This is a genomic window from Variovorax sp. Soil_C_17 (assembly GCF_057657265.1).
On record NZ_JBDGIT010000003.1, the window covers coordinates 888,884 to 910,614 of the forward strand.

General features: G+C 67.5%; 18 protein-coding genes and 1 tRNA gene. 7 read left to right on the forward strand and 12 right to left on the reverse strand.

All coding sequences use genetic code 11. The annotated features are described in order from the left end of the window. Positions 1–134: 134 nt before the first annotated feature. Entirely contained in the window at positions 135–692 is a 558-nt protein-coding gene (locus tag AC3A6Y_RS19410) for a C40 family peptidase (protein ID WP_487869838.1), read from the forward strand. 65 nt (positions 693–757) lie between these two features. Here AC3A6Y_RS19410 and lpdA read toward each other — a convergent pair whose 3' ends face one another. Genes lpdA through aceE form a run of 3 tightly spaced genes read right to left on the reverse strand, consistent with a single transcriptional unit; the run spans position 758 to position 7,080 of the window. Then, positions 758–2,596, reverse strand: a complete 1,839-nt coding sequence (lpdA, locus tag AC3A6Y_RS19415) for a dihydrolipoyl dehydrogenase (RefSeq protein ID WP_487869839.1) — start codon at positions 2,594–2,596, stop codon at positions 758–760. A gap of 10 nt (positions 2,597–2,606) precedes the next feature. Continuing rightward, positions 2,607–4,301 carry a dihydrolipoyllysine-residue acetyltransferase gene (aceF, locus tag AC3A6Y_RS19420; RefSeq protein WP_487869840.1) on the reverse strand — a complete coding sequence of 565 codons (1,695 nt, stop codon included), beginning with the start codon at positions 4,299–4,301 and terminating at the stop codon, positions 2,607–2,609. A 52-nt stretch (positions 4,302–4,353) separates the two neighbouring features. Then, positions 4,354–7,080 carry a pyruvate dehydrogenase (acetyl-transferring), homodimeric type gene (aceE, locus tag AC3A6Y_RS19425; protein WP_487869841.1) on the reverse strand — a complete coding sequence of 909 codons (2,727 nt, stop codon included), beginning with the start codon at positions 7,078–7,080 and terminating at the stop codon, positions 4,354–4,356. A gap of 227 nt (positions 7,081–7,307) precedes the next feature. On the opposite strand from aceE, the gene AC3A6Y_RS19430 reads away from it, so the two are divergent. The 5 genes from AC3A6Y_RS19430 (at position 7,308) to AC3A6Y_RS19450 (ending at position 14,190) form a co-directional block, all read left to right on the forward strand. Continuing rightward, positions 7,308–9,851 carry a PAS domain-containing sensor histidine kinase gene (locus tag AC3A6Y_RS19430; RefSeq protein ID WP_487869842.1) on the forward strand — a complete coding sequence of 848 codons (2,544 nt, stop codon included), beginning with the start codon at positions 7,308–7,310 and terminating at the stop codon, positions 9,849–9,851. Continuing rightward, positions 9,848–10,477, forward strand: coding sequence for a response regulator transcription factor (locus tag AC3A6Y_RS19435; RefSeq protein WP_028253580.1), 630 nt, complete (start codon positions 9,848–9,850; stop codon positions 10,475–10,477). The genes AC3A6Y_RS19430 and AC3A6Y_RS19435 overlap by 4 nt, the downstream gene beginning before the upstream one ends. Before the next feature lie 76 nt (positions 10,478–10,553). Beyond that, positions 10,554–11,399, forward strand: a complete 846-nt coding sequence (gene folD, locus AC3A6Y_RS19440) for a bifunctional methylenetetrahydrofolate dehydrogenase/methenyltetrahydrofolate cyclohydrolase FolD (RefSeq protein WP_487869843.1) — start codon at positions 10,554–10,556, stop codon at positions 11,397–11,399. 34 nt (positions 11,400–11,433) lie between these two features. After that, positions 11,434–13,494, forward strand: coding sequence for a M3 family metallopeptidase (locus AC3A6Y_RS19445; protein WP_487869844.1), 2,061 nt, complete (start codon positions 11,434–11,436; stop codon positions 13,492–13,494). 60 nt (positions 13,495–13,554) lie between these two features. Continuing rightward, complete coding sequence (locus AC3A6Y_RS19450; RefSeq protein ID WP_487869845.1) at positions 13,555–14,190, forward strand: glutaredoxin family protein; 636 nt, start codon at positions 13,555–13,557, stop codon at positions 14,188–14,190. 36 nt (positions 14,191–14,226) lie between these two features. On the opposite strand, the gene rpiA is transcribed toward AC3A6Y_RS19450, so the two are convergent. Further along, positions 14,227–14,928, reverse strand: coding sequence for a ribose-5-phosphate isomerase RpiA (gene rpiA, locus AC3A6Y_RS19455; RefSeq protein WP_487869846.1), 702 nt, complete (start codon positions 14,926–14,928; stop codon positions 14,227–14,229). A gap of 37 nt (positions 14,929–14,965) precedes the next feature. Between rpiA and AC3A6Y_RS19460 the strand changes: the two genes are divergently transcribed. After that, entirely contained in the window at positions 14,966–16,033 is a 1,068-nt protein-coding gene (locus AC3A6Y_RS19460; protein ID WP_487869847.1) for a quinone-dependent dihydroorotate dehydrogenase, read from the forward strand. Positions 16,034–16,049: 16 nt separating this feature from the next. Here the strand turns inward: AC3A6Y_RS19460 and AC3A6Y_RS19465 are convergent, their stop codons facing one another. The 8 genes from AC3A6Y_RS19465 to hscA all read right to left on the reverse strand — a co-directional run bounded on the left by AC3A6Y_RS19465 (position 16,050) and on the right by hscA (position 21,644). Then, a complete protein-coding gene (locus AC3A6Y_RS19465) occupies positions 16,050–16,742 on the reverse strand; it encodes a phage holin family protein (protein WP_487869848.1) in 693 nt (230 codons plus the stop codon). A gap of 36 nt (positions 16,743–16,778) precedes the next feature. Further along, positions 16,779–17,090 carry a glycine zipper domain-containing protein gene (locus AC3A6Y_RS19470; protein WP_487869849.1) on the reverse strand — a complete coding sequence of 104 codons (312 nt, stop codon included), beginning with the start codon at positions 17,088–17,090 and terminating at the stop codon, positions 16,779–16,781. Between the two features lie 93 nt (positions 17,091–17,183). After that, the gene (locus tag AC3A6Y_RS19475) at positions 17,184–18,281 is read right to left on the reverse strand and encodes an NAD(P)/FAD-dependent oxidoreductase (protein ID WP_487869850.1); all 1,098 of its coding nucleotides are present in this window, start codon (positions 18,279–18,281) and stop codon (positions 17,184–17,186) included. 26 nt (positions 18,282–18,307) lie between these two features. Further along, positions 18,308–18,451 carry a stereocilin gene (locus AC3A6Y_RS19480; RefSeq protein ID WP_106557788.1) on the reverse strand — a complete coding sequence of 48 codons (144 nt, stop codon included), beginning with the start codon at positions 18,449–18,451 and terminating at the stop codon, positions 18,308–18,310. A gap of 116 nt (positions 18,452–18,567) precedes the next feature. Then, positions 18,568–18,642, reverse strand: a tRNA-Val gene (locus tag AC3A6Y_RS19485). A 76-nt stretch (positions 18,643–18,718) separates the two neighbouring features. After that, the gene (gene dnaQ / locus AC3A6Y_RS19490) at positions 18,719–19,441 is read right to left on the reverse strand and encodes a DNA polymerase III subunit epsilon (RefSeq protein WP_487869851.1); all 723 of its coding nucleotides are present in this window, start codon (positions 19,439–19,441) and stop codon (positions 18,719–18,721) included. Further along, positions 19,441–19,779, reverse strand: coding sequence for an ISC system 2Fe-2S type ferredoxin (gene fdx, locus AC3A6Y_RS19495; protein WP_106557790.1), 339 nt, complete (start codon positions 19,777–19,779; stop codon positions 19,441–19,443). The genes dnaQ and fdx overlap by 1 nt, the downstream gene beginning before the upstream one ends. Before the next feature lie 8 nt (positions 19,780–19,787). Beyond that, complete coding sequence (hscA, locus tag AC3A6Y_RS19500; RefSeq protein ID WP_487869852.1) at positions 19,788–21,644, reverse strand: Fe-S protein assembly chaperone HscA; 1,857 nt, start codon at positions 21,642–21,644, stop codon at positions 19,788–19,790. Positions 21,645–21,731 lie beyond the last annotated feature (87 nt).

The window sequence follows — 21,731 nt, forward strand, 5'->3', positions numbered from 1 at the left end:
TTGCTCATAACTTCAACTTTACAATTCAAGCAATTGGCCTTCTGCGAAACCTCAAAGATGACAATGAGTTACATGCATAATCGCGACTTCGCATGAAATTGACACCGCTTTTTGTCATCCATATCCTACGCGCCATGCGATTTTTCCTACTCCCCGCCTGCCTCCTGCTCGCCTTCGCCGCTCACGCCGCTCCGCAGCTGGATCGCCATGAAGAGATGGACGCCCAGCCCCCCGAAAAGGGCTTGATCAACCAACTCCACCAGGTCCGCCAGACGGTGGTGGCTCGCACCTCCGACCTCGTCGTCACCGCCATCGGCTTCCTGGGCGTGCCTTACAAGCGCGGCGGCAATACGGTGGAAACCGGCTTCGACTGCAGCGGCTTCGTGCGCGCGATGTACAACCAGACGGTGGGCCACCTGCTCCCGCGCCGTGCCGAGGAGCAAGCTGCCGCCACCCAAAAGATCGACCGCAGCGAGCTCAAGCCCGGCGATCTGGTCTTCTTCAACACCATGCGCCGCGCCTTCAGCCACGTTGGGATTTATGTGGGCGACGGCAAGTTCATCCATGCACCGCGAACCGGCGCCGAGGTGCGCGTCGAGAACATGAACGGCAGCTACTGGCAGCGCCGTTTCAACGGTGCCCGCCGCGTGCTGTCGGCGCAGGACGAGGCCAAGACCGTCTCCGGCGAATAAGCCTTCTCGCGCTTCCAACAAAAAACCCGCCTCGGCGGGTTTTTTGTTGTGCTCGCGGCCCTGGGCTAACTGCGCTTGACCGGCGGCAAGTCCGTGCAGTGACCATGCACCGCTTCCGCTGCCAGGCCGATGCTCTCGCCCAGCGTCGGGTGCGGATGGATGGTCTTGCCGATGTCGTAGGCGTCGGCACCCATCTCGATGGCCAGGGCGATCTCCCCGATCATGTCGCCCGCATGCGTGCCGACGATGCCGCCACCGACGATGCGGTGCGACTCCTTGTCGAACAGCAGCTTGGTGAAGCCTTCGTCGCGGCCGTTGGCGATCGCCCGGCCGGAGGCGGTCCAGGGGAACAAGCCCTTCTCGATGTTCACGCCTTCGGCCTTGGCCTGGTCCTCGGTGAGGCCCACCCAGGCCACTTCGGGGTCGGTGTAGGCCACGCTGGGGATCACGCGGGCGTTGAAGGCCGCGCTCGCGAGCTCCTTGTCGCCCTTCTGCTCGCCGGCAATCACCTCGGCCGCCACGTGCGCCTCATGCACCGCCTTGTGCTCCAGCATGGGCTGGCCCACGATGTCGCCCACGGCAAAGATGTGCGGCACGTTGGTGCGCATCTGGATGTCGACCGGAATGAAGCCGCGGTCGCTGACGGCCACGCCGGCCTTCTCGGCGCCGATCTTCTTGCCGTTGGGGCTGCGGCCCACGGCCTGCAGCACCAGGTCGTACAGCTGCGGCTCTTTCGGCGCCTGCTCGCCTTCGAACATCACCCGGATGCCGTCCTTGGTGGCCTCGGCGCCGACCGTCTTGGTCTTGAGCATGATGTTGTCGAAGCGCGGCGCGTTGAGCTTCTGCCAGACCTTGACCAGGTCGCGGTCGGCGCCGGTCATCAGCCCGTCCAGCATCTCGACCACGTCGAGCCGTGCGCCCAGCGTCGAGTACACCGAGCCCATCTCGAGGCCGATGATGCCGCCGCCCAGGATCAGCATGCGCTTGGGCTCGATGCCCAGCTCCAGCGCGCCGGTGGAGTCGACCACGCGCGGGTCCTTGGGCATGAAGGGCAGGTGCACCGCCTGCGAGCCGGCTGCGATGATGCAGTGGCGGAACTTGACGGTCTTCACGCTGCCGCTCGCGTCCTTGCCGTCGCCGGAGGTTTCCTGCACCTTGACGTGGTAAGGGTCGACGAACTCCCCGATGCCGCGCACGGTGGTCACCTTGCGCATCTTGGCCATCGCGGCCAGGCCGCCGGTGAGCTTGCCCACCACCTTGTTCTTGCGCGCCAGCAGCTTGCTGCGATCGATGACCGGCTCGTTGTAGGCGACGCCGAAGTCGGCGAAATGCCTGACCTCGTCCATCACCGCCGCGACGTGCAGCAGCGCCTTGGAAGGAATGCAGCCGACGTTGAGGCACACCCCGCCCAGGGTGGCATAGCGCTCGACCAGCACCACCTTGAGGCCCAGGTCGGCCGCACGGAAGGCGCCGGAATAGCCGCCGGGGCCGGCGCCGAGCACCAGCAGGTCGCATTCGAGGTCGACCGCGCCGGTGTAGCTGCCGGCAGGCGCCGGGGCCTGCGCGGGCGCCGCGGCCGGGGGGGCCGATGCAGCCGGCGCAGGGGGCGGCGGGGAGGCCGGTGCGGACGCTGCGGGCGCGGGTGCCGGCGCAGCGGCGCCGGCTTCGGCCGCATCCAACGTCAGCACGACCGAGCCTTCGCTCACCTTGTCGCCGACCTTCACCGCCACCGACTTCACGACGCCGGCATGCGAGGACGGGATCTCCATCGAGGCCTTGTCGGACTCCACGGTGATCAGCGACTGCTCGACCTTGATGGTGTCGCCCGGCTTGACCAGCACCTCGATGACCGCGACCTCCGCGAAATCGCCGATGTCCGGAACCTTGACTTGCACTTCGCTCATGGTCGGCACCTCAGAGAAGGACACGGCGGAAGTCCGCGAGGACCTGACCGAGGTAGGCGTTGAAACGCGCGGCGGCGGCGCCGTCGATCACGCGGTGGTCGTAGGACAGCGACAGCGGCAGGGTCAGCCGCGGCACGAACTGCTTGCCGTCCCATACCGGCTTCATCGCGCTCTTCGAGAGGCCGAGGATCGCGACCTCCGGCGCGTTGATGATCGGCGTGAAATGCGTGCCGCCGATGCCGCCCAGCGAGCTGATCGAAAAGCAGCCGCCCGTCATGTCGGCCGTGCCGAGCTTGCCGTCGCGCGCCTTTTTCGCGAGCTCGCCCATCTCCTGGCTGATCTGCAGCACGCCCTTCTTGTCGGCGTCGCGCAGCACCGGCACCACCAGGCCGTTGGGCGTGTCGGCGGCGAAGCCGACGTGGTAGTACTGCTTGTAGACGAGCTGGTCGCCGTCCATGCTGGTGTTGAACTCGGGGAACTTCTTCAGCGCCGAGACCACGGCCTTGATCACGAAGGCCAGCATGGTCACCTTGACGCCGGACTTCTCGTTCTCCTTGTTGGTGGAGACGCGGAAGGCCTCGAGCTCGGTGATGTCCGCCTCGTCGTTGTTGGTGACGTGCGGGATCATCACCCAGTTGCGATGCAGGTTGGCGCCGCTGATCTTCTTGATGCGCGACAGGTCCTTGCGCTCGACCGGGCCGAACTTGGTGAAGTCGACCTTGGGCCAGGGCAGCAAGCCCAGCGCTTCGCCGCCGCCGCCCGCGGGCGCCTTGGCGGCGCCGGCTTTCGTGCTGGCCGCGCCGCTCATCACCGCACGGGTGAAGCTCTGCACGTCCTCCTGCGTGATGCGGCCCTTGAGGCCGGTGCCTTTGACCTCCTCGAGCGGCACGCCGAGTTCGCGGGCGAACTTGCGCACCGAGGGCGAGGCATGGGGGAGCTTGCCCGAGGGCGCGACGGTCGGGTCGTGCGCGGGTGCAGCGGCCGGCGCGGGCGCCGAGGCCTGCGCCGCGGAAGGTGCTGCAGCCGGCGCGCTCGCCGGGGCCGCTGCCGGTGCCGCTGCAGGTGCAGGCGCTGCAGCCGCGGCGCCGCCCCCGGAACCTTCGAGAACCGCGACCAGATCACCGATGTTGACCTTGTCGCCGACCTTGACCTTGAGCTCCTTGAGCACGCCGGCCGCCGAGGACGGGATCTCCATCGAGGCCTTGTCCGACTCGACCGTGATGAGCGACTGCTCTTCCTTGATCGTGTCACCCGGTTTCACCAGGACTTCGATGACGGCGACGTCCTTGAAGTCGCCGATGTCGGGCACCTTGACCTCGACCGGTCCGACCGCGCCCGTTCGCCCTGAGCCTGTCGAAGGGCCGGCCTGTGCAGGGGCTTCGACAGGCTCAGCCCGAACGGTACTGGCGGCAGGCGCCGGTGCCGCGGCAGCCGGCGCAGAGGCCGGAGCCGGGGCAGCAGCTGCGCCCTCGCCTTCCAGCACCAGCACGACCGAGCCTTCCTTGACCTTGCTGCCGACGCCGACCTTGAGTTCCTTCACCACGCCGGCCGCGCTCGACGGAATTTCCATCGAGGCCTTGTCCGACTCCACCGTGATCAGCGATTGCTCGGGCTTCACCGCGTCGCCGACCTTCACCAGCACTTCGATCACCGCAACTTCGTCGAAATCGCCGATGTCCGGCACCTTCACTTCCACTGTAGCCATGTCGTCTCTCCCGCCCTAGAGGCGCAGTTGATTGTTGGTTGTTGCTTGTTGGTTACGCGTAGAGCGGGTTGACCTTGTCGACGTTGATGCCGTACTTCTTGATCGCTTCCGCCACCTTCGCGGCCGGCATCGCGCCGTCGTCGGCCAGCGCCTTCAGCGCAGCGACCACGATGTAGTGGCGGTTGACTTCGAAGTGCTCGCGAAGCTTGCTGCGGAAGTCGCTGCGGCCGAAGCCGTCGGTGCCCAGCACGCGGTAGCTGCGGTCCTTCGGGATGAAGGGGCGGATCTGCTCGGCGTAGGCCTTCATGTAGTCGGTCGACGCGACCACCGGGCCGGTCGTCTTGGACAGCTGCTCGGCCACGAAGGGCACGCGCGGCGCCTCCGTGGGGTGCAGCAGGTTCCAGCGGTCGGCGTCCTGGCCGTCGCGCGTCAACTCGTTGAAGCTCGGGCAGCTCCACACCGAGGCGGCGACGCCCCAATCCTGCTCGAGCAGTTCCTGCGCGGCGAAGCTCTCGCGCAGGATGGTGCCGCTGCCCAGCAGCTGCACGGCCGGCGCCTCCTTGCCCTTGGCAGCCTTGATCGCCGGCGCCTGCTTGCACAGGTACATGCCCTTGATGATCTGCTCCTCGGTGCCGGGCTGCAGGCCGGGCATCGCGTAGTTCTCGTTGAGCAGCGTCAGGTAGTAGTAGACGTTGTCCTGCTTCTCGACCATGCGCTTGAGGCCGTGGTGCAGGATCACGCCGACTTCGTGCGCGAAGGTCGGGTCGTAGCTCACGCAGTTCGGGATGGTGTTGGCGAGGATGTGGCTGTGGCCGTCCTCGTGCTGCAGGCCCTCGCCGTTGAGCGTGGTGCGCCCGGAAGTGCCGCCCAGCAGGAAGCCGCGCGCCTGCATGTCGCCGGCGGCCCAGGCCAGGTCGCCGATGCGCTGGAAGCCGAACATCGAGTAGTACACATAGAAGGGCACCATGATGCGGTTGTTGGTGCTGTACGAGGTGGCCGCGGCGATCCAGCTCGCCATGCCGCCCGCCTCGTTGATGCCTTCCTGCAGGATCTGGCCGGCCTTGTCTTCCTTGTAGTACATGACCTGGTCCTTGTCGACCGGGGTGTACTGCTGCCCATCGGGGTTGTAGATGCCGACCTGGCGGAACAAGCCTTCCATGCCGAAGGTGCGCGCCTCGTCGACCAGGATCGGCACCACGCGCGGGCCCAGCGCCTTGTCGCGCAGCAGCTGCGTGAGGAAGCGCACGTAGGCCTGGGTGGTGGAGATCTCGCGGCCCTCGGCGGTGGGCTCGAGCACCGCCTTGAAGGTGTCCAGCGCCGGCACGGTGAAGCTCTCCTCGGCCTTGGCGCGGCGCGACGGCAGGTAGCCGCCCAGCGCCTTGCGGCGCTCGTGCAGGTACTTCATTTCCGGCGTGTCGTCGGCCGGCTTGTAGAAAGGCAGGTCGGCGAGCTGGCCGTCGGGGATCGGGATGTTGAAGCGGTCGCGGAAGGCCTTGATGTCTTCTTCGCCGAGCTTCTTGGTCTGGTGGACCGTGTTCTTGCCTTCGCCGATCTTGCCCATGCCGAAGCCCTTGACGGTCTTGATCAGGAGCACCGTCGGCTGGCCCGTGTGCTTGACGGCCGCGGCGAAGGCCGCATACACCTTCTGCGAATCGTGGCCGCCGCGGCGCAGGGCCCAGATGTCCTCGTCGCTCATCTTGGAGACCAGCTCCAGCGTGCGCGGATCGCGGCCGAAGAAGTGCTTGCGCACATAGGCGCCGTCGTTGGCCTTGAACGACTGGTAGTCGCCGTCGTTCGTCTCCATCATGATCTTGCGCAGCGCGCCGTCCTTGTCGCGCGCCAGCAGCGGATCCCAGCTGCTGCCCCACAGCAGCTTGATCACGTTCCAGCCCGAGCCGCGGAACTCGCCTTCCAGCTCCTGGATGATCTTGCCGTTGCCCCGCACCGGGCCGTCGAGTCGCTGCAGGTTGCAGTTGATGACGAAGACCAGGTTGTCCAGACGCTCGCGCGCCGCCAGGCCGATCGCGCCCAGCGACTCGACTTCGTCCATTTCGCCGTCGCCGCAGAAGACCCACACCTTGCGATTGGCGGTGTCGGCGATGCCGCGCGCATGCAGGTACTTGAGGAAGCGCGCCTGGTAGATCGCCATGAGCGGGCCCAGGCCCATCGAGACGGTGGGGAACTGCCAGAACGCGGGCATCAGCTTCGGATGCGGATAGCTCGACAGGCCCTTGCCGTCGACCTCCTGGCGGAAGTTGAGCAGCTGCTCCTCGCTCAGGCGGCCTTCGAGGTAGGCACGCGCATAGATGCCGGGCGAGACGTGGCCCTGGATGTAGAGGCAGTCGCCGCCGTGGTTCTCGCTCTCGGCATGCCAGAAGTGGTTGAAGCCGGCGCCGAACATGTTGGCCAGCGAGGCGAAGGAGCCGATGTGGCCGCCCAGGTCACCCCCCTCGGGCGGGTGGTGGCGGTTGGCCTTCACCACCATGGCCATGGCGTTCCAGCGCATGTAGGCCCGCAGGCGCTCTTCGATTTCGAGGTTGCCGGGGCAGCGCTCTTCCTGGTCCGGCTCGATGGTGTTGACGTAGGCGGTGTTGGCCGAGAAGGGCTTGTCGATGCTGTTCTGGCGCGCGTGCTCCAGCAGCTGTTCGAGCAGGAAGTGAGCGCGGTCGGCTCCCTCGCTCTGGATCACGGCGGACAGGGCGTCCATCCACTCTCGGGTTTCTTGGGCGTCCGTGTCGTTCGCAGCGGAACCGAACCGGTTCTCGGGAATTGCCGACATGCTTGTCTCCTTTTTGAGGGGGGTGTGGCTGGGTAATTTAGTGCCGGAACCGGCAGCGCGCGGAGTTTCTCACAGAATTTTCGTAATTTCAAATAGTGCGTGACGATTTCTTAATATGAAATCCATTCGATTTCACAAGTGAAGAAATGAACCTCATCGCCTCTTTCGCAGTCATGTCACTGCCTCCGCTCACATGTCCGTGAAAGGCCTTCCCCTACACTCGCGCGATGCCCTTCTCCTCCCCGATCGCGGCGGCGCGCAGCGCCGTCAGCGCGTCGCCGCTTTCCTGGTGGCGGCGCTGGTGGCGCCGGCAAACGCCGATGCTGCAGGACGCGGTGGCGATGCTGGCTCCGCTGGCGGCGGTGCTGCTGTTCCTGGCTGCCATCGTCGCCGCCTTCTGGTATCTGCGCGCGGAGGAGGTGGAGCGCGAGCAGGAATCGGTGAGGCGCGATGTCGAGTACGCCCAGCAACGCGTGCGCCTGCGCTTGCTGGAGCGCCAGGAGCAGCTGATGCGCCTGGCGCGCGACGCCTCCAACCGCGAGATCGACGCGACCGAGTTCTCGAGCCGGGCGGAGTCGCTGGTGAGCCAGTTCCCCGAACTGCAGGCCATCAGCTGGATCGACGACCGGCGCCGCTTCAAGGCCGGCTACGCCGCCCCCAGCGTGCACCCGTCCCAGCAGCACGCGGTCGGCGACGTGCTGCGGCCGGGCGACATCGAAAGCAACTACGCGCTGGCGCGCGAGCTGCGCCAGCCGGTGTTCTCGCAGCCGGTGGCAGGGGGCGATCCGACGGCGATGCTGCAGCTGCACGTTCCCTTCTTCGACCAGGGCCTGTTTGCCGGCGAGGTGCTGGGCGAGTTCTCGATCGACGGCATCCTGCGCTACGGCATGCCCTCGGAAGTGTCGGCGCGCTATGCGGTGTCGCTGCTCGACGCCAAGGGGGGCCTGATCGCCGGCAACACGGTCGCCAGCCCGCGCGAGGCCGAGACCCGCCTGCTGCCCTGGAGCGAGCAGACCAACGAGTACGAAGTCCCGGTGTCGCCGGTGGGCAATGCACTGGTGCTGCGTGCGCAGGCCTACCGCACCTCGCAGGGCGTGGTCGGCAACGGGCTGTTCTGGCTGGTCGGCGCGCTCAGCGTGCTCACGAGCTGGATGCTGATCGGCACCTGGCGCCACACGCGGCGGCGGTTGCAGGCCCAGCAGGCGCTGGTGGCCGAGACCAACTTCCGGCGCGCGATGGAGAACTCCATGCTCACCGGCATGCGCGTGCTCGACCTCGAAGGCCGCATCACCTACGTCAATGCCGCCTTCTGCGCCATGACCGGCTGGGACGAGAGCGAGCTGGTCGGGCAGACGCCGCCCTTTCCCTACTGGCTGGAATCCGACCGCGAGATCATGAACGAGCGGCTTGAAGAAGAACTGCACGGCCGCGCCCTGCCGGGCGGCTTCCAGGTGCGGGTCAAGCGCAAGAACGGCAGCGTGTTCAACGCCCGCCTCTACGTCTCGCCGCTGATCGACGCGCGCGGCCACCAGACCGGCTGGATGACCTCGATGACCGACATCACCGAGCCGACCCGCATCCGCGAGCAGCTCTCGGCCTCCTACGAGCGCTTCACCACCGTGCTGGAAGCGCTCGATGCCTCGGTGTCGGTCGCGCCGCTCGGCAGCGAGGAACTGCTCTTCGCCAACAAGCTGTACCGGCTCTGGTTCGGCTCCGACACGGTGGGCCACCTGGGCATGGTGGCGCAGGCCGGCGTGCCGGCCTCGCATGCGCACGACGATGCGCTGGACGACGTCGACCCCTTCGCCGGCCTGCCGATCGACCAGCTGACCGCGGCGCAGCCGGCCAACAACGAGATCTTCGTGCCCGAGTTGGGCAAGTGGCTGGAAGTGCGCTCGCGCTACCTGACCTGGGTCGACGGGCGCCTGGCGCAGCTGGTGATCGCGACCGACATCACGCCGCGCCGCATGGCCGAGGACCTGTCGGCCGCGCAGGCCGACCGCGCCCAGGCCGCCAGCCGGCTCATCACCATGGGCGAGATGGCCTCCAGCGTGGCGCACGAGCTGAACCAACCGCTGACCGCGATCACCAACTACTGCAACGGGATGATGTCGCGCATCCGCGGCCAGCAGATCGATTCGGACGCCCTGCTCGCGGCCCTGGACAAGACCTCCAAGCAGGCGCAGCGGGCGGGCCAGATCATCCAGCGCATCCGCTCCTTCGTGAAGCGCAGCGAGCCCAACCGCACGCCGGCCGAGGTCTCGACCATGGTGAGCGAAGCGGTCGAGCTCGCGGGCATCGAGCTCAGGCGCCGCAACGTGCGGCTCAACCACTACGTGGCGGCGCGGCTGCCGGTGGTGCGGGTCGATCCGATCCTCATCGAGCAGGTGATGGTCAACCTGCTGAAGAACGCGGCCGAGTCCATCGACCTGGCCGACCGGCCGCTGGCGCGCCGCAGCGTCGAGCTGCGCGTGCTGCCCAAGGTCATCGACGGCCAGAACGCCATCGAGTTCTCGGTGCAGGACACCGGCATGGGCCTGGCGCCGGAGGTCATGGACCGGCTCTACGAAGCCTTCTTCTCGACGAAGCCCGAGGGCATGGGCATCGGGCTCAACCTCTGCCGCACCATCGTCGAGTCGCACCGCGGCCGCATGCGGGCGGAGAACATCTACAATGGCCCGGACGTGGTCGGATGCCGTTTTTCCTTCTGGATTCCGGTGTTCGACGCTATTGATTCCGTAGCAAGCAACGAGGCGAAAGTACCCGCATGAGTTTGATTCCGAAGAAGGGCACGGTCTATGTCGTCGACGACGACGAAGCAGTCCGCGATTCGTTGCAATGGCTGCTGGAAGGCAAGGACTACCGGGTCCGCTGCTTCGATTCGGCCGAGTCCTTTCTCTCGCGCTACGACCCGCGCGAAGTCGCCTGCCTGATCGTCGACATCCGCATGGGCGGCATGTCGGGCATCGAGTTGCAAGACCGCCTGATCGAGCGCCGCTCGCCGCTCCCCATCGTCGTCATCACCGGGCACGGCGACGTCCCCATGGCGGTCGACAGCATGAAGAAGGGCGCCATGGACTTCATCCAGAAGCCCTTCAACGACGAAGCGCTGGTGGCCCTGGTCGAGCGCATGCTCGAACACGCGCGCGGCGCCTTTGCGCAGCACCAGCAATCGGCCAGCCGCGATGCGCTGCTGTCCAAGCTGACCGGCCGCGAGGCTCAGGTGCTCGAGCGCATCGTTGCCGGCCGGCTCAACAAGCAGATTGCCGACGACCTCGGCATCAGCATCAAGACGGTGGAGGCGCACCGCGCCAACATCATGGAAAAGCTCAACGCCAACACGGTGGCCGACCTGCTCAAGATCGCACTCGGGCAGGCTGCCCCCGCCAAAGCCTGACGGCCATCGCGGCCATAGCCACAATCAAATCCGACGCCTGCGCAAGCGGGCGTTTTTACTTGGAAAATCGAAAACGATGACAGCTCAACTGATCGACGGCAATGCACTCGCGGCGCGCACCCGGGCCGATGTCTCGCGCCGGGTCCAGGCGCTCAAGACGCGCGGCATCACACCGGGTCTCGCCGTCCTCCTGGTGGGCGAAGACCCGGCCAGCCAGGTGTACGTGCGGCACAAGGTCAAGGACAGCGAGGAGGCCGGCCTGCATTCCGTGCTGGAGCGCCACCCGGCCACGCTGTCCGAGGCCGAATTGCTGGCACGCATCGACGCGCTCAACAAGGACCCGGCCATCCACGGCATCCTGGTGCAGTTGCCGCTGCCCAGGCACATCGACGCGGCCCGTGTCATCGAGTCGATCTCCCCCGCCAAGGACGTCGACGGCTTCCATGTCGCCAGCGCCGGCGCGCTGCTGACCGGCCAACCCGGCTTCTGGCCCTGCACGCCCTACGGCTGCATGAAGATGCTGGAGTCCATCGGCTACGAGCTGCGCGGCAAGCATGCGGTGGTCATCGGCCGCAGCAACATCGTGGGCAAGCCGATGGCCATGATGCTGCTGGCCAAGAGCGCCACCGTGACCATCTGCCACAGCGCCACGCAGGATCTCGCCGCCTTCACGCGCCAGGCCGACGTGGTCGTTGCCGCGGTCGGCAAGCGCAATGTGCTCACCGCCGACATGGTCAAACCCGGCGCGGTGATCATCGACGTGGGCATGAACCGCAACGACGAGGGCAAGCTCTGCGGCGACGTCGACTTCGAGGCCGTGCGCGAGGTGGCGGGCTGGATCACGCCGGTCCCCGGCGGCGTCGGCCCCATGACCCGCGCGATGCTGCTCGTCAATACGCTGGAAGCGGCCGAGCGCTCTTGAACTCCTCCGACCCGATCGCCAACTGCCTCAGACCATGACCAATCCGCTCCTCGACTTCAACGACCTCCCGCTGTTCGATCAGATCAGGCCCGAGCATGTCGCCCCTGCGGTCGACGTGCTGCTGGCCGATGCCGAGGCGGCCCTTCAGACGGTCACGGCGCCCGAGTTTCCTGCCGACTGGAACGCGATCGCCAAGGTGCTGGACGTCGCCTCGGAGCGCTTCAGCCGCGCGTGGGGAGCGGTGGGCCATCTCAACGCCGTGGCCGATACGCCCGAGCTTCGTGCGGCCTACAACGAGGCCATGCCGCGCGTCACGGCCTTCTGGACGCGCCTGGGCTCCGATGAACGCCTCTACGCCAAGTACAAGGCCATCGATCCCGCAACGCTGAACTCCGAGCAGCGGCAGGCGCATCGCTATGCCGTGCGCAATTTCGTGCTCGGCGGCGCCGAGCTGCAGGGCGAGGCCAAGAAGCGCTTCGCGGAGATCCAGGAGCGCCAGGCCGAGCTGAGCCAGAAGTTCAGCGAGAACGCGCTCGACGCCACCGACGCCTTCGCCTACTACGCGCAGTTCGGCGAGCTCGAAGGCCTGCCCGATGACGTGATCAGCGCCGCGCGCGCGGCAGCCGAGGCCGAGGGCAAGCAAGGCTTCAAGCTGACGCTGAAGATGCCCTCCTACCTGCCGGTCATGCAGTTCGCGAAGAGCAGCGCGCTGCGCGAGAAGCTCTACCGCGCCTACGTCACGCGCGCCAGCGAGTTCGGCGACCCGGCACTCGACAACACCGAGCTCATCCGCGAGATCCTCGCGCTGCGCCAGGAAGAAGCGAAGCTCCTGGGCTATCCCAACTTCGGCGAGCTCTCGATCGTTCCCAAGATGGCCGAGTCGGCCGGCGAGGTCATCCGCTTCCTGCGCGACCTCGCCGCCAAGGCCCGCCCCTTCGGTGAGCGCGACCTGGCCGACCTGCGCGCCTTCGCCTCGCAGCAGTTGTCCATCGGCGATCCCCAGCCCTGGGACTGGAGCTACATCGGCGAGAAGCTCAAGGAAGCCCGCTACGCCTTCAGCGAGCAGGAGGTCAAGCAGTACTTCACCGCGCCGAAGGTGATGGCGGGCCTGTTCAAGATCGTCGAGACGCTGTTCGAGGTGTCGATCCGCCGCGACAGCGCGCCGGTGTGGCACCCCAGCGTCGAGTTCTACCGCATCGAGCGTCAAACCCCCGAAGGGCGCCAGAAGGTCGGCCAGTTCTACCTCGACCCGTCGGCCCGCGCGGCCAAGCGCGGCGGCGCCTGGATGGACGACGTGCGGGCCCGCTGGCTGCGGCCCGACAACGGGACGCTGCAAACGCCGGTCGCGCAGCTCGTCTGCAACTTCGCAGAGGGCGTGGACGGCAAGCCGCCGCTGCTCACGCATGACGACGTGACCACGCTGTTCCACGAGTTCGGCCACGGGCTGCACCACATGCTCACCCAGGTGAACGAGCGCGACGTCTCCGGCATCAGCGGCGTCGAATGGGATGCCGTCGAACTGCCCAGCCAGTTCATGGAGAACTTCTGCTGGGAATGGGAGGTGCTCGCGCACATGACGGCACACGTCGACACCGGCGAGCCGCTGCCGCGCGCGCTCTTCGACAAGATGATCGCGGCCAAGAACTTCCAGAGCGGGCTGCAGACGCTGCGCCAGATCGAGTTCTCGCTCTTCGACATGCTGCTGCACACCGACTACGACGCCGCCACCGCCAAGCCCGGCGACGTGATGGCGCTGCTCGACAAGGTGCGCGCCGAAGTCGCGGTGATGCCCGCACCGCCCTTCAGCCGCACGCCCAACACCTTCAGCCACATCTTCTCTGGCGGCTACGCGGCCGGCTACTACAGCTACAAATGGGCCGAGGTGCTGAGCGCAGATGCCTACGCGGCCTTCGAGGAAACCGTCGGCGCCAATGGCGAGCCCAGCATCGAGACCGGCCGCCGCTACCGCCAGGCCATCCTCGAGGCCGGCGGCAGCCGCAGCGCGATGGAATCCTTCAAGGCCTTCCGCGGCCGCGAGCCGCAGCTCGACGCCCTGCTGCGCCACCAGGGAATGACCGAAGCGCAGCCGGCCTGACCTGGCCTTCTGCCCGTCGGGCCTGAGATACTTCGCGGCATCGGATCACGAAAGCCATCGATGAAGATTCACTCGCGTTTCTCGGGCCCTGCCCTCTTGTTGCTGCTCGCCGCCGGAGCCGCCCTGGCGCAGCCGATCTATCGCCATGTCGACAAGAACGGCAAGGTGACCTTCTCCGATCAGCCGCCGGCGGCGGGTGCCCAGGCGGCGGCGCCGCGCGGCGGCGCTGCAGGCGGTGCCGGTCCCGCCCTCCCCTACGAATTGCGGCAGGTAGCGCAGCGCTACCCCGTCACGATCTACACCGGCGACGAGTGCGGCCCTTGCGGTGCCGGCCGTTCGCTGCTGGTGACGCGGGGCATTCCTTTCGAGGAGCGCACCATCAAGAGCAACGAGGACATCGAGGCGCTGCAGCGCCTCAGCGGCCAGAGCTCGCTGCCGCTGCTGTCCATCGGCTCGCAGCAACTCAAGGGTTTCTCGGACGCGGAATGGTCGCAGTACCTGGACGCGGCCGGCTACCCCAAGAGCGCCCAGTTGCCGGCGGGCTATCGCAATCCGCCGGCGCAGCCGCTGGTCGCGATCCAGGCGGCGCCCGCGGCGCCTGCCAGGCCCGTGGCCGCACCCGCACCCGCGCCCGCACCTGCCCCGCCCGCGGCCAGTGGGCCGACACCGAGCAACCCCGCGGGCATCACGTTCTGAAGTACTGAAGTTCCTCGACCGGCGCGGCCGCTGCGCTCAGTCGAAGCGCAGCGTCTGAACGCCCGAGGGCGTGCCCAACAGGCAAAGATTGGCACGCTGGTGGGCGAAGACGCCGACGGTCACCACGCCGGGCCATTGGTTCACTTCCGACTCGAAGCCCAGCGGGTCGGTGATGCGCAAGCCGGTCACGTCGATGATGTGCTGGCCGTTGTCGGTGACCAGGGCCACGCCGTCCTTCTCGCGTACCTGGGCCATGCCGCCGAGGCGGGCGAACTGCCGGATCACGCGCTGCGCTGCCATCGGGATCACCTCCACCGGCAGCGGGAAGCCCCCGAGGGTGTTCACGCGCTTGGAGGCGTCGGCGATGCAGATGAAGCGCCGGGACTGCGCCGCGACGATCTTCTCGCGCGTCAGCGCCGCGCCGCCGCCCTTGATCATGTAGCCGCGGCCATCGATCTCGTCGGCGCCGTCGATGTAGACGGCGAGTTCCTCCACTTCGTTGCTGTCGAAGACCGGAATGCCAAGGGCCCGCAGGCGCTCGGTCGAGGCCACCGAGCTCGACACGGCGCCCTTGATGTCGTCCTTGATGGTGGCCAGGGCATCGATGAACTTGTTGACGGTCGAGCCGGTACCGACGCCGACGATGTCTCCCTTAGCGACATAAGCGAGCGCGGCGCGGCCGACCTGCGCCTTCTGCTCATCCTGGGACAGCGTCGGAACGGAAGGGGGGGAATTCATCGGGGACAATCCTTATGACGAAGCCCGCAATTATCCAATGTCCCTGCTGCTGCCCTCCTCGCTTTACACGCTGGCCCGACCGTTCCTCTTCGGCTTCGACCCCGAGCATGCCCACGAGCTGACGCTCGACGCGCTGGCGCGCACACAGAACACGCCGCTGGCGTGCGCGTACGCCGCGCCCCGGGTCGACGACCGGCTGACGCTGGCGGGCCTGCGCTTTCCGAACCGGATCGGGCTCGCCGCCGGGCTGGACAAGAACGCCCGCTGCATCGACGCCTTTGCCGCCATGGGCTTCGGCTTCGTCGAGGTCGGCACGGTGACGCCCAAGGCGCAGCCGGGCAATCCCAAGCCGCGCATGTTCAGGCTGCCGCAGCGCAACGCACTCATCAATCGGCTGGGCTTCAACAACGAAGGGTTGGAGGCTTTCCTGGCCAACGTGCAGCGCGCGCGCTTCAGGCGCGATGCCGGCAAGGCGCCGATGCTGCTGGGCCTCAACATCGGCAAGAACGCCGCAACGCCGATCGAGCGGGCCGTCGACGATTACCTCGTGTGCCTGGATGGCGTGTATGCACACGCCGACTATGTGACGATCAACATCTCCAGCCCCAACACCGCGAACCTGCGTTCGCTGCAGAGCGACGAGGCGCTGGACGCGCTGCTCGGCGCGGTGGCGGACAAGCGCGAGGCCCTTGCACAGCGCCATGGCAAGCGGGTGCCGCTGTTCGTGAAGATCGCGCCGGATCTGGAAGAAGCGCAGGTCCAGGTGATTGCCGCCACGCTGCGCCGACACGGCATGGACGGCGTGATCGCCACCAACACGACGCTGGCACGCGACGCTGTCGCAGGCCTGCCCCACGCGAACGAAACCGGCGGCCTCTCGGGCACGCCGGTGCGGGAGGCGAGCAACCGGGTGATCGCCCAGCTGCGAGCGGCCCTCGGCGCCGACTTCCCGATCATCGGGGTCGGCGGCGTGCTGAGCGGGGCCGACGCAGAGGCCAAGGTCGATGCCGGGGCCGACCTGGTGCAGATCTACACCGGGCTCATCTACAAGGGACCGGCGCTGGTGCGCGAAGCCGCGCAAGCGCTGCTTCGGCACGGACGCTGAGCAGCAGGCGCGCCGCTCAGCGCATTCGCCACAGCACCGGAACGATCACCGCCGCCCAGCGCAGCACGCGGCGCGGACCGATCACAGCGACGGCAGCAGCCGCCACAGCGCCGGTCGCCACCGGATGCTCGCGTGCAATCCGCAGCGCGGCGGCACTGGCGGTCTCGTCGGCAGGCGCCGGCCCCGCGGCCTTCGATGGCGCGGCCTGGAGGGTCGCGATGCGCTCACGCTGACGCGCGATGCGTGCCAGCAGTTCCTCGCGGCTGCGTGGCCGGGGCTCGCGCGAGGAGCCCTCGTCCTCGTCACCCAGATCGAAGCGAGCCTGTACCCATTCCCAGTCGCGCTCGAACTCGCGGCGAGCCGGCTCGAAGGCGTCCGAAGCGCCCCGCAGCGTGCTGATGAGGGCCGCCACCGAGACCATCCAGAGCACGACCCACGCGACGGCCACCGACCAGGCCGCTGTAACGCGGCTGGGCGTCTCCCAGAAGTGCACGACGACCGCGACGGACAGCAGCGCCACGGTGACGGTGGTGAGCCCGATCACCGCGACCACCAGGGCCAGCACCAGCCGCAGCCGCTGCCGCTCCTCTTCCCAGGCCAGCTTCAGCAGTTGGACGCGGTCCTCGGCCGCCAGGGCACCCTCGCCGGCCGCGATGCGCAGCCGGCGCAGGCGCGCATCCAGCCCGAGCAGGGACAGCAGCCTTTTCATGCGTGCCGTCTCCGGCACGCGTCGGACCGCTCGCGCTCAGCGGCGGCCAAGCAGCAGACCCACCAGAACGCCCACCGCCAGGGCAGCACCGGCGATCTGCCATGGCTCGTCATGGGCGTAGGCGTTGGCCGTGCTCGCCGCCTCGCGCGCCTTCTTGGCCGCGAGCTTGCTCTTCTCGGCGGCGAGTTCGCGCGCGATCGCCAGCTTGCTGTCGATGCGCTGGCGCAAGGCCTTGATGTGAGGCAAGGTGTCGAGTTCCTTGCTGGCAAGGACGCCGCGGACGTCGCTGGCGATATCTTCCGCAACGGCATTGGCCGCCGCTTCGAGGTTTGATGAGGATGCAGTCATTGAAATCTTCCCTCCGGGATTCCCACCGGCACCGCGCCGGCGACTTCACGCCGGAGTGCGGCGTGGCATCCCATGGTACATGGCCGAATGGGCCTAAGGCAGCAAAGCCGCCACATGATGGCCGATGGCGAGGCTGCTGGTGAGCCCGGGCGACTCGATGCCGAACAGGTTGACCAGCCCCGCGACGCCGTGCGCCGCGGGCCCTTCGATCAGGAAATCGCGGGCCGTCTCTCCCGGGCCGGAGATCTTCGGCCGGATGCCGGCATAGCCCGGAACGAGTGCGTTATCGGGCAGTGCAGGCCAGTACTTGCGCACCTCGGCGTAGAAGGATTCGCCGCGCCGCGGATCGACCACCAGATCGTCGGGCGAATCGACCCACTGGACGTCGGGACCGAACTTGGCTTGGCCGCCGAGGTCGAGCGTCAGATGCACGCCCAGTCCGGCGGCTTCGGGCACCGGATAGATCAGCCGGCTGAAAGGCGCACGGCCTGCCAGCGTGAAGTAGTTGCCCTTGGCGAAATGAGCCGTGGGGACCGCGCTCGCTGGCAAGCCCTCGAAGCGTCGAGCGAGCGCTGGTGCGCCCAGGCCCGCGGCGTTGACGACGCTGCGACATCGCAGTGCAGTGCCGTCCTCGGCGATGAGAACGATGGCTGCGTCCATGCACTGCGCACGCGCCACCGGCGACTTCAGCGCCAGCATGCCGCCTGCGCCTTCCAGGTCGCCTTGCAGGCTCAGCATCAGCCCATGGCTGTCGACGATGCCGGTGCTCGGCGAATGCAGGGCAGCCACGCACTCCAGTTGGGGTTCCATCGCCCTTGCCTGCTCGCGCGTGAGCAGGACCAGATCGTGCACGCCGTTTGCCCGGGCCTTGGCGGCGATCACATCGAGCTCCGGCACCTGCGCCGGCGTCGTGGCCACGATCAATTTTCCGCAGCGGCGATGTGGGAGGCCGCGTTGCTCGAGATACTCGTAGAGCAGCTGCTTGCCATCGACGCACAGGCGAGCCTTCAGTGAGCCCTCGGGGTAGTAGATGCCGGCATGAATCACCTCGCTGTTGCGAGAGCTGGTGCCGGTACCGATGGCGCCCTCGGCCTCCAGCACGATGACCTCGCGTCCCGCGAGCGCAAGCGCCCGGGCGACGGCCAGGCCGACCACACCGGCGCCGATGACAGCGCAATCGAATTCGTCCATGCCGCGAGCTTAGCGGGCTCGCGCGCCTACTTCGGCTGGGACGAGAAGGGCTTCTCCGGATCGGTCGGTTCTGGCGGCGCGGAGGGGCCTTCGTCGGGCTCCACCGGCAGCTCCGGCACGTCGGGCGGGTCGGAGGTGATGGGCGTCGGAAGATCGGGGCTGGTGGCCATGACCGTTTTCTCCTTTCAGCGCCGTTCTACAAGATCGGGAGCGTGCAACAACCGGCGCAAGACCGCAGTTTGCGTCGGCACGGGCCGACAACGCCAGCAGGAAGGAAAAAGGAAGTTGGTGGGCGGTGGAGGTTTCGAACCTCCGACCCCAGCAGTGTGAATGCTGTGCTCTACCCCTGAGCTAACCGCCCCTCCCGACACGACGACGGCGATTTGCGCATCGCATCGGTTGGAATCTTTCAGCGCCGCTTGGCGCGAAGCCTGCGATTATGCCACAGCATTTTCGGCCACCTGCCGAAAAATCGTCCGGCCGTTGCTGGCCTTGTCGAGCTGCAGCAGCAGCTCTTCGTGAGCGGCGAGTTCGTAGTCGGCCGCGGTCAGCACGGGCAGGACGAAGCTGCGCAAATCGACCGCCACCACTGCGCTCCCCTGTGCCGGCTCGTTGGCCGCGATGTCGATCAGCAGCGCGTCCTGGCCGCGCGTCAGGTTGATGTAGACATCGGCCAGCAGCTGCGCGTCCAGCTTGGCGCCGTGGAAAGTGCGGTTGGAACGATCGACGCCGAAGCGATCGCACAGTGCATCGAGCGAATTTCGCTTGCCCGGGTACACCGTTTTCGCGAGCGCCAGGGTATCGGTGACATCGCCCACGAAACTGCGCAGCGGGGGCAGGCCGGCGAGCTCGAGCTCCTTGTTGAGGAAGCCGACGTCGAAGGCCGCGTTGTGGATGATCAGCTCGGCGTCGCGCAGGTACTCGACGATGTCCTTCGCCAGCGTGGCGAACTTCGGCTTGTCGCGCAGGAAGTCGCTCGTCAGCCCGTGCACCTTGAGCGCATCCTCGTGGCTCTCACGCTCCGGATTGAAATAGATGTGCAGGTCGTTGCCGGTGAGCTTGCGGCTGAACAGCTCCACGCATCCCAGCTCGATGATGCGGTCGCCGTTCTCGGCCGAAAGGCCCGTGGTTTCGGTGTCGAGAACGATTTGGCGCGTCATCAGTGATTTTCTTTGGCGTGATTGATGGAGTACTTGGGGATTTCGACCGTGAGGTCGGTCTGGGCGAGTATCGCCTGGCAGCTGAGGCGCGATTGCGGCTCCAGGCCCCAGGCGCGGTCGAGCAGGTCTTCTTCGCCCTCCTCTGCCTCGTTGAGCGATTCGATGCCCTTGCGCACGATCACGTGGCAGGTGGTGCAGGCGCAGCTCATCTCGCAGGCATGCTCGATGTCGATGTGGTTCTCGAGCATCGCCTCGCAGATCGAGGTGCCGGCAGGCGCGCTGATCTCGGCGCCTTCGGGGCAGTACTCGGCGTGGGGAAGGATCTTGATCGTGGGCATTGGGGCTTCTAGAGGGATTCGATCTGCCGGCCGGCGAGCGCGCGTGCAATGCCCGCGTTCATGCGCTGTGCGGCGAAGGCTTCGGTGCCGTCGGCCAGGGCCTTGGTCGCGGCTTCGATGGCGGCGGCATCGTCGGCCAGTCGGGCAGCGCTCAGCGCACGCATCAGCACCTCGATGGCCTCGCGCTCTTCGGCGTCGAGAAGGTCGCCATCGGCATCGAGCGCGCTGCGGGTGGCCAGCAGCATGCGGTCGGCGTCCACACGCGCCTCGACCAGCGCGCGCGCCTGCATGTCCTGCTGCGCGGTGGAGAAGCTGTCCTGCAGCATCTTCGCGATCTGGTCGTCGGACAGGCCATAGGAGGGCTTGACCGTCACGCTCGCCTCCACGCCGCTGCCCTGCTCCCTGGCGCTCACGCTGAGCAGGCCGTCGGCGTCGACGGTGAACGTGACGCGGATGCGCGCCGCGCCGGCCGCCATCGGCGGGATGCCGCGCAGCTCGAAACGTGCGAGGCTGCGGCAATCGGCGACCAGGTCGCGTTCGCCCTGAACCACGTGCAGCGCCAGCGCGGTCTGGCCGTCCTGGTAGGTCGTGAAGTCCTGCGCCATCGCGGTCGGAATGGTCTGGTTGCGCGGCACGATGCGCTCGACCAGGCCGCCCATGGTCTCGATGCCGAGCGAAAGCGGGATCACATCGAGCAGCAGCAGGTCGCCCGTGCCGCCATTGCCGGCCAGCTGGTTCGCCTGGATCGCGGCGCCCAGCGCGACGACTTCATCGGGATTCAGGTTGATCAGCGGGTCGCGGCCGAAGAACTCGGCCACGGCGTGCCGGATCTGCGGCATGCGGGTCGCACCGCCGACCAGCACGATGCCCTGCAGGTCGGCCGGCTGAAGTCGGGCGTCGCGCAGGGCTTTGCGCACCGCAGCGATGGTGCGCGCGGTCAGGGCTGCGGTGGCGGCTTCGAACTGTGCGCGCGAGATGTCCAATTGCAACGATCCGCCGGCCAGGGCCGCCTCGAAACTGGCCGTGTCCGCGGCCGACAAGGCTTCCTTGGTGGCGCGTGCGGCGACGAGCAGCGCGGCCTTGTCCGCATCGCCGCGGGCCTCGAAGCCGGTCTGCGCCAGCGCGAAGGCGGCCAGCGCATGGTCGTAGTCGTCCCCGCCCAGCGCGGAGTCACCGCCGGTGGCGATGACCTCGAACACCCCCTGCGTCAGGCGCAGGATCGAGATGTCGAAAGTGCCGCCGCCGAGGTCGTAGACCGCATAGACGCCCTCGCTGGCGTTGTCCAGCCCATAGGCGATCGCGGCGGCCGTCGGTTCGCTGATCAGGCGCAGCACGTTGAGCCCAGCGAGCTGGGCCGCATCCTTGGTCGCCTGGCGCTGGCCCTCGTCGAAGTAGGCGGGCACCGTGATCACGGCACCGTAGAGCTCGTCGTCGAAGGTGTCCTCGGCGCGGTAGCGCAGCGTCGCGAGGATCTCGGCGCTCACTTCGACCGGCGACTTGGCCCCGGCGGCGGTCTGCACCTGGACCATGCCCGCATCGCCAGTCAGGCGATAGGCCATGGCCTCGCGGTTGGCGACGTCTTGCACGCCGCGCCCCATCAAGCGCTTGACGGAGGTGATGACGTTGGACGGATCGGCCGCACGTGCGCCCAGGGCGTCGAAGCCGATCTGCCGGCGATCCGCGTCGAGGTAGCGCACGGCAGAGGGCAGGAGGACGCGGCCCTCGGCATCGGACAGGCACTCGGCCACGCCGTTGCGCACAGCCGCCACCAGCGAATGCGTCGTGCCGAGGTCGATGCCGACCGCGATGCGGCGCTGGTGCGGGTCGGGCGCCTGGCCGGGTTCTGAAATCTGCAGCAATGCCATCAGGCCTCCCGCCGGGCCGCCCCAAGGGCGGCCTGCGCCCCCTCCGGGGGCAGCGAATACACGAAGTGATGAGCGTGGGGGCTATTC

Coding starts and splice junctions, on each gene's coding strand:
- folD (WP_487869843.1), top strand. CDS start 10,554: ATGACAGCTCAACTGATCGACGGCAATGCACTCGCGGCGCGCACCCGG.
- fdx (WP_106557790.1), bottom strand. CDS start 19,779: ATGCCCACGATCAAGATCCTTCCCCACGCCGAGTACTGCCCCGAAGGC.
- aceE (WP_487869841.1), bottom strand. CDS start 7,080: ATGTCGGCAATTCCCGAGAACCGGTTCGGTTCCGCTGCGAACGACACG.
- AC3A6Y_RS19435 (WP_028253580.1), top strand. CDS start 9,848: ATGAGTTTGATTCCGAAGAAGGGCACGGTCTATGTCGTCGACGACGAC.
- AC3A6Y_RS19480 (WP_106557788.1), bottom strand. CDS start 18,451: ATGGCCACCAGCCCCGATCTTCCGACGCCCATCACCTCCGACCCGCCC.
- AC3A6Y_RS19465 (WP_487869848.1), bottom strand. CDS start 16,742: ATGAAAAGGCTGCTGTCCCTGCTCGGGCTGGATGCGCGCCTGCGCCGG.
- AC3A6Y_RS19460 (WP_487869847.1), top strand. CDS start 14,966: ATGTCCCTGCTGCTGCCCTCCTCGCTTTACACGCTGGCCCGACCGTTC.
- aceF (WP_487869840.1), bottom strand. CDS start 4,301: ATGGCTACAGTGGAAGTGAAGGTGCCGGACATCGGCGATTTCGACGAA.
- hscA (WP_487869852.1), bottom strand. CDS start 21,644: ATGGCATTGCTGCAGATTTCAGAACCCGGCCAGGCGCCCGACCCGCAC.
- AC3A6Y_RS19470 (WP_487869849.1), bottom strand. CDS start 17,090: ATGACTGCATCCTCATCAAACCTCGAAGCGGCGGCCAATGCCGTTGCG.
- AC3A6Y_RS19430 (WP_487869842.1), top strand. CDS start 7,308: ATGCCCTTCTCCTCCCCGATCGCGGCGGCGCGCAGCGCCGTCAGCGCG.
- AC3A6Y_RS19410 (WP_487869838.1), top strand. CDS start 135: ATGCGATTTTTCCTACTCCCCGCCTGCCTCCTGCTCGCCTTCGCCGCT.
- rpiA (WP_487869846.1), bottom strand. CDS start 14,928: ATGAATTCCCCCCCTTCCGTTCCGACGCTGTCCCAGGATGAGCAGAAG.
- dnaQ (WP_487869851.1), bottom strand. CDS start 19,441: ATGACGCGCCAAATCGTTCTCGACACCGAAACCACGGGCCTTTCGGCC.
- lpdA (WP_487869839.1), bottom strand. CDS start 2,596: ATGAGCGAAGTGCAAGTCAAGGTTCCGGACATCGGCGATTTCGCGGAG.
- AC3A6Y_RS19475 (WP_487869850.1), bottom strand. CDS start 18,281: ATGGACGAATTCGATTGCGCTGTCATCGGCGCCGGTGTGGTCGGCCTG.
- AC3A6Y_RS19445 (WP_487869844.1), top strand. CDS start 11,434: ATGACCAATCCGCTCCTCGACTTCAACGACCTCCCGCTGTTCGATCAG.
- AC3A6Y_RS19450 (WP_487869845.1), top strand. CDS start 13,555: ATGAAGATTCACTCGCGTTTCTCGGGCCCTGCCCTCTTGTTGCTGCTC.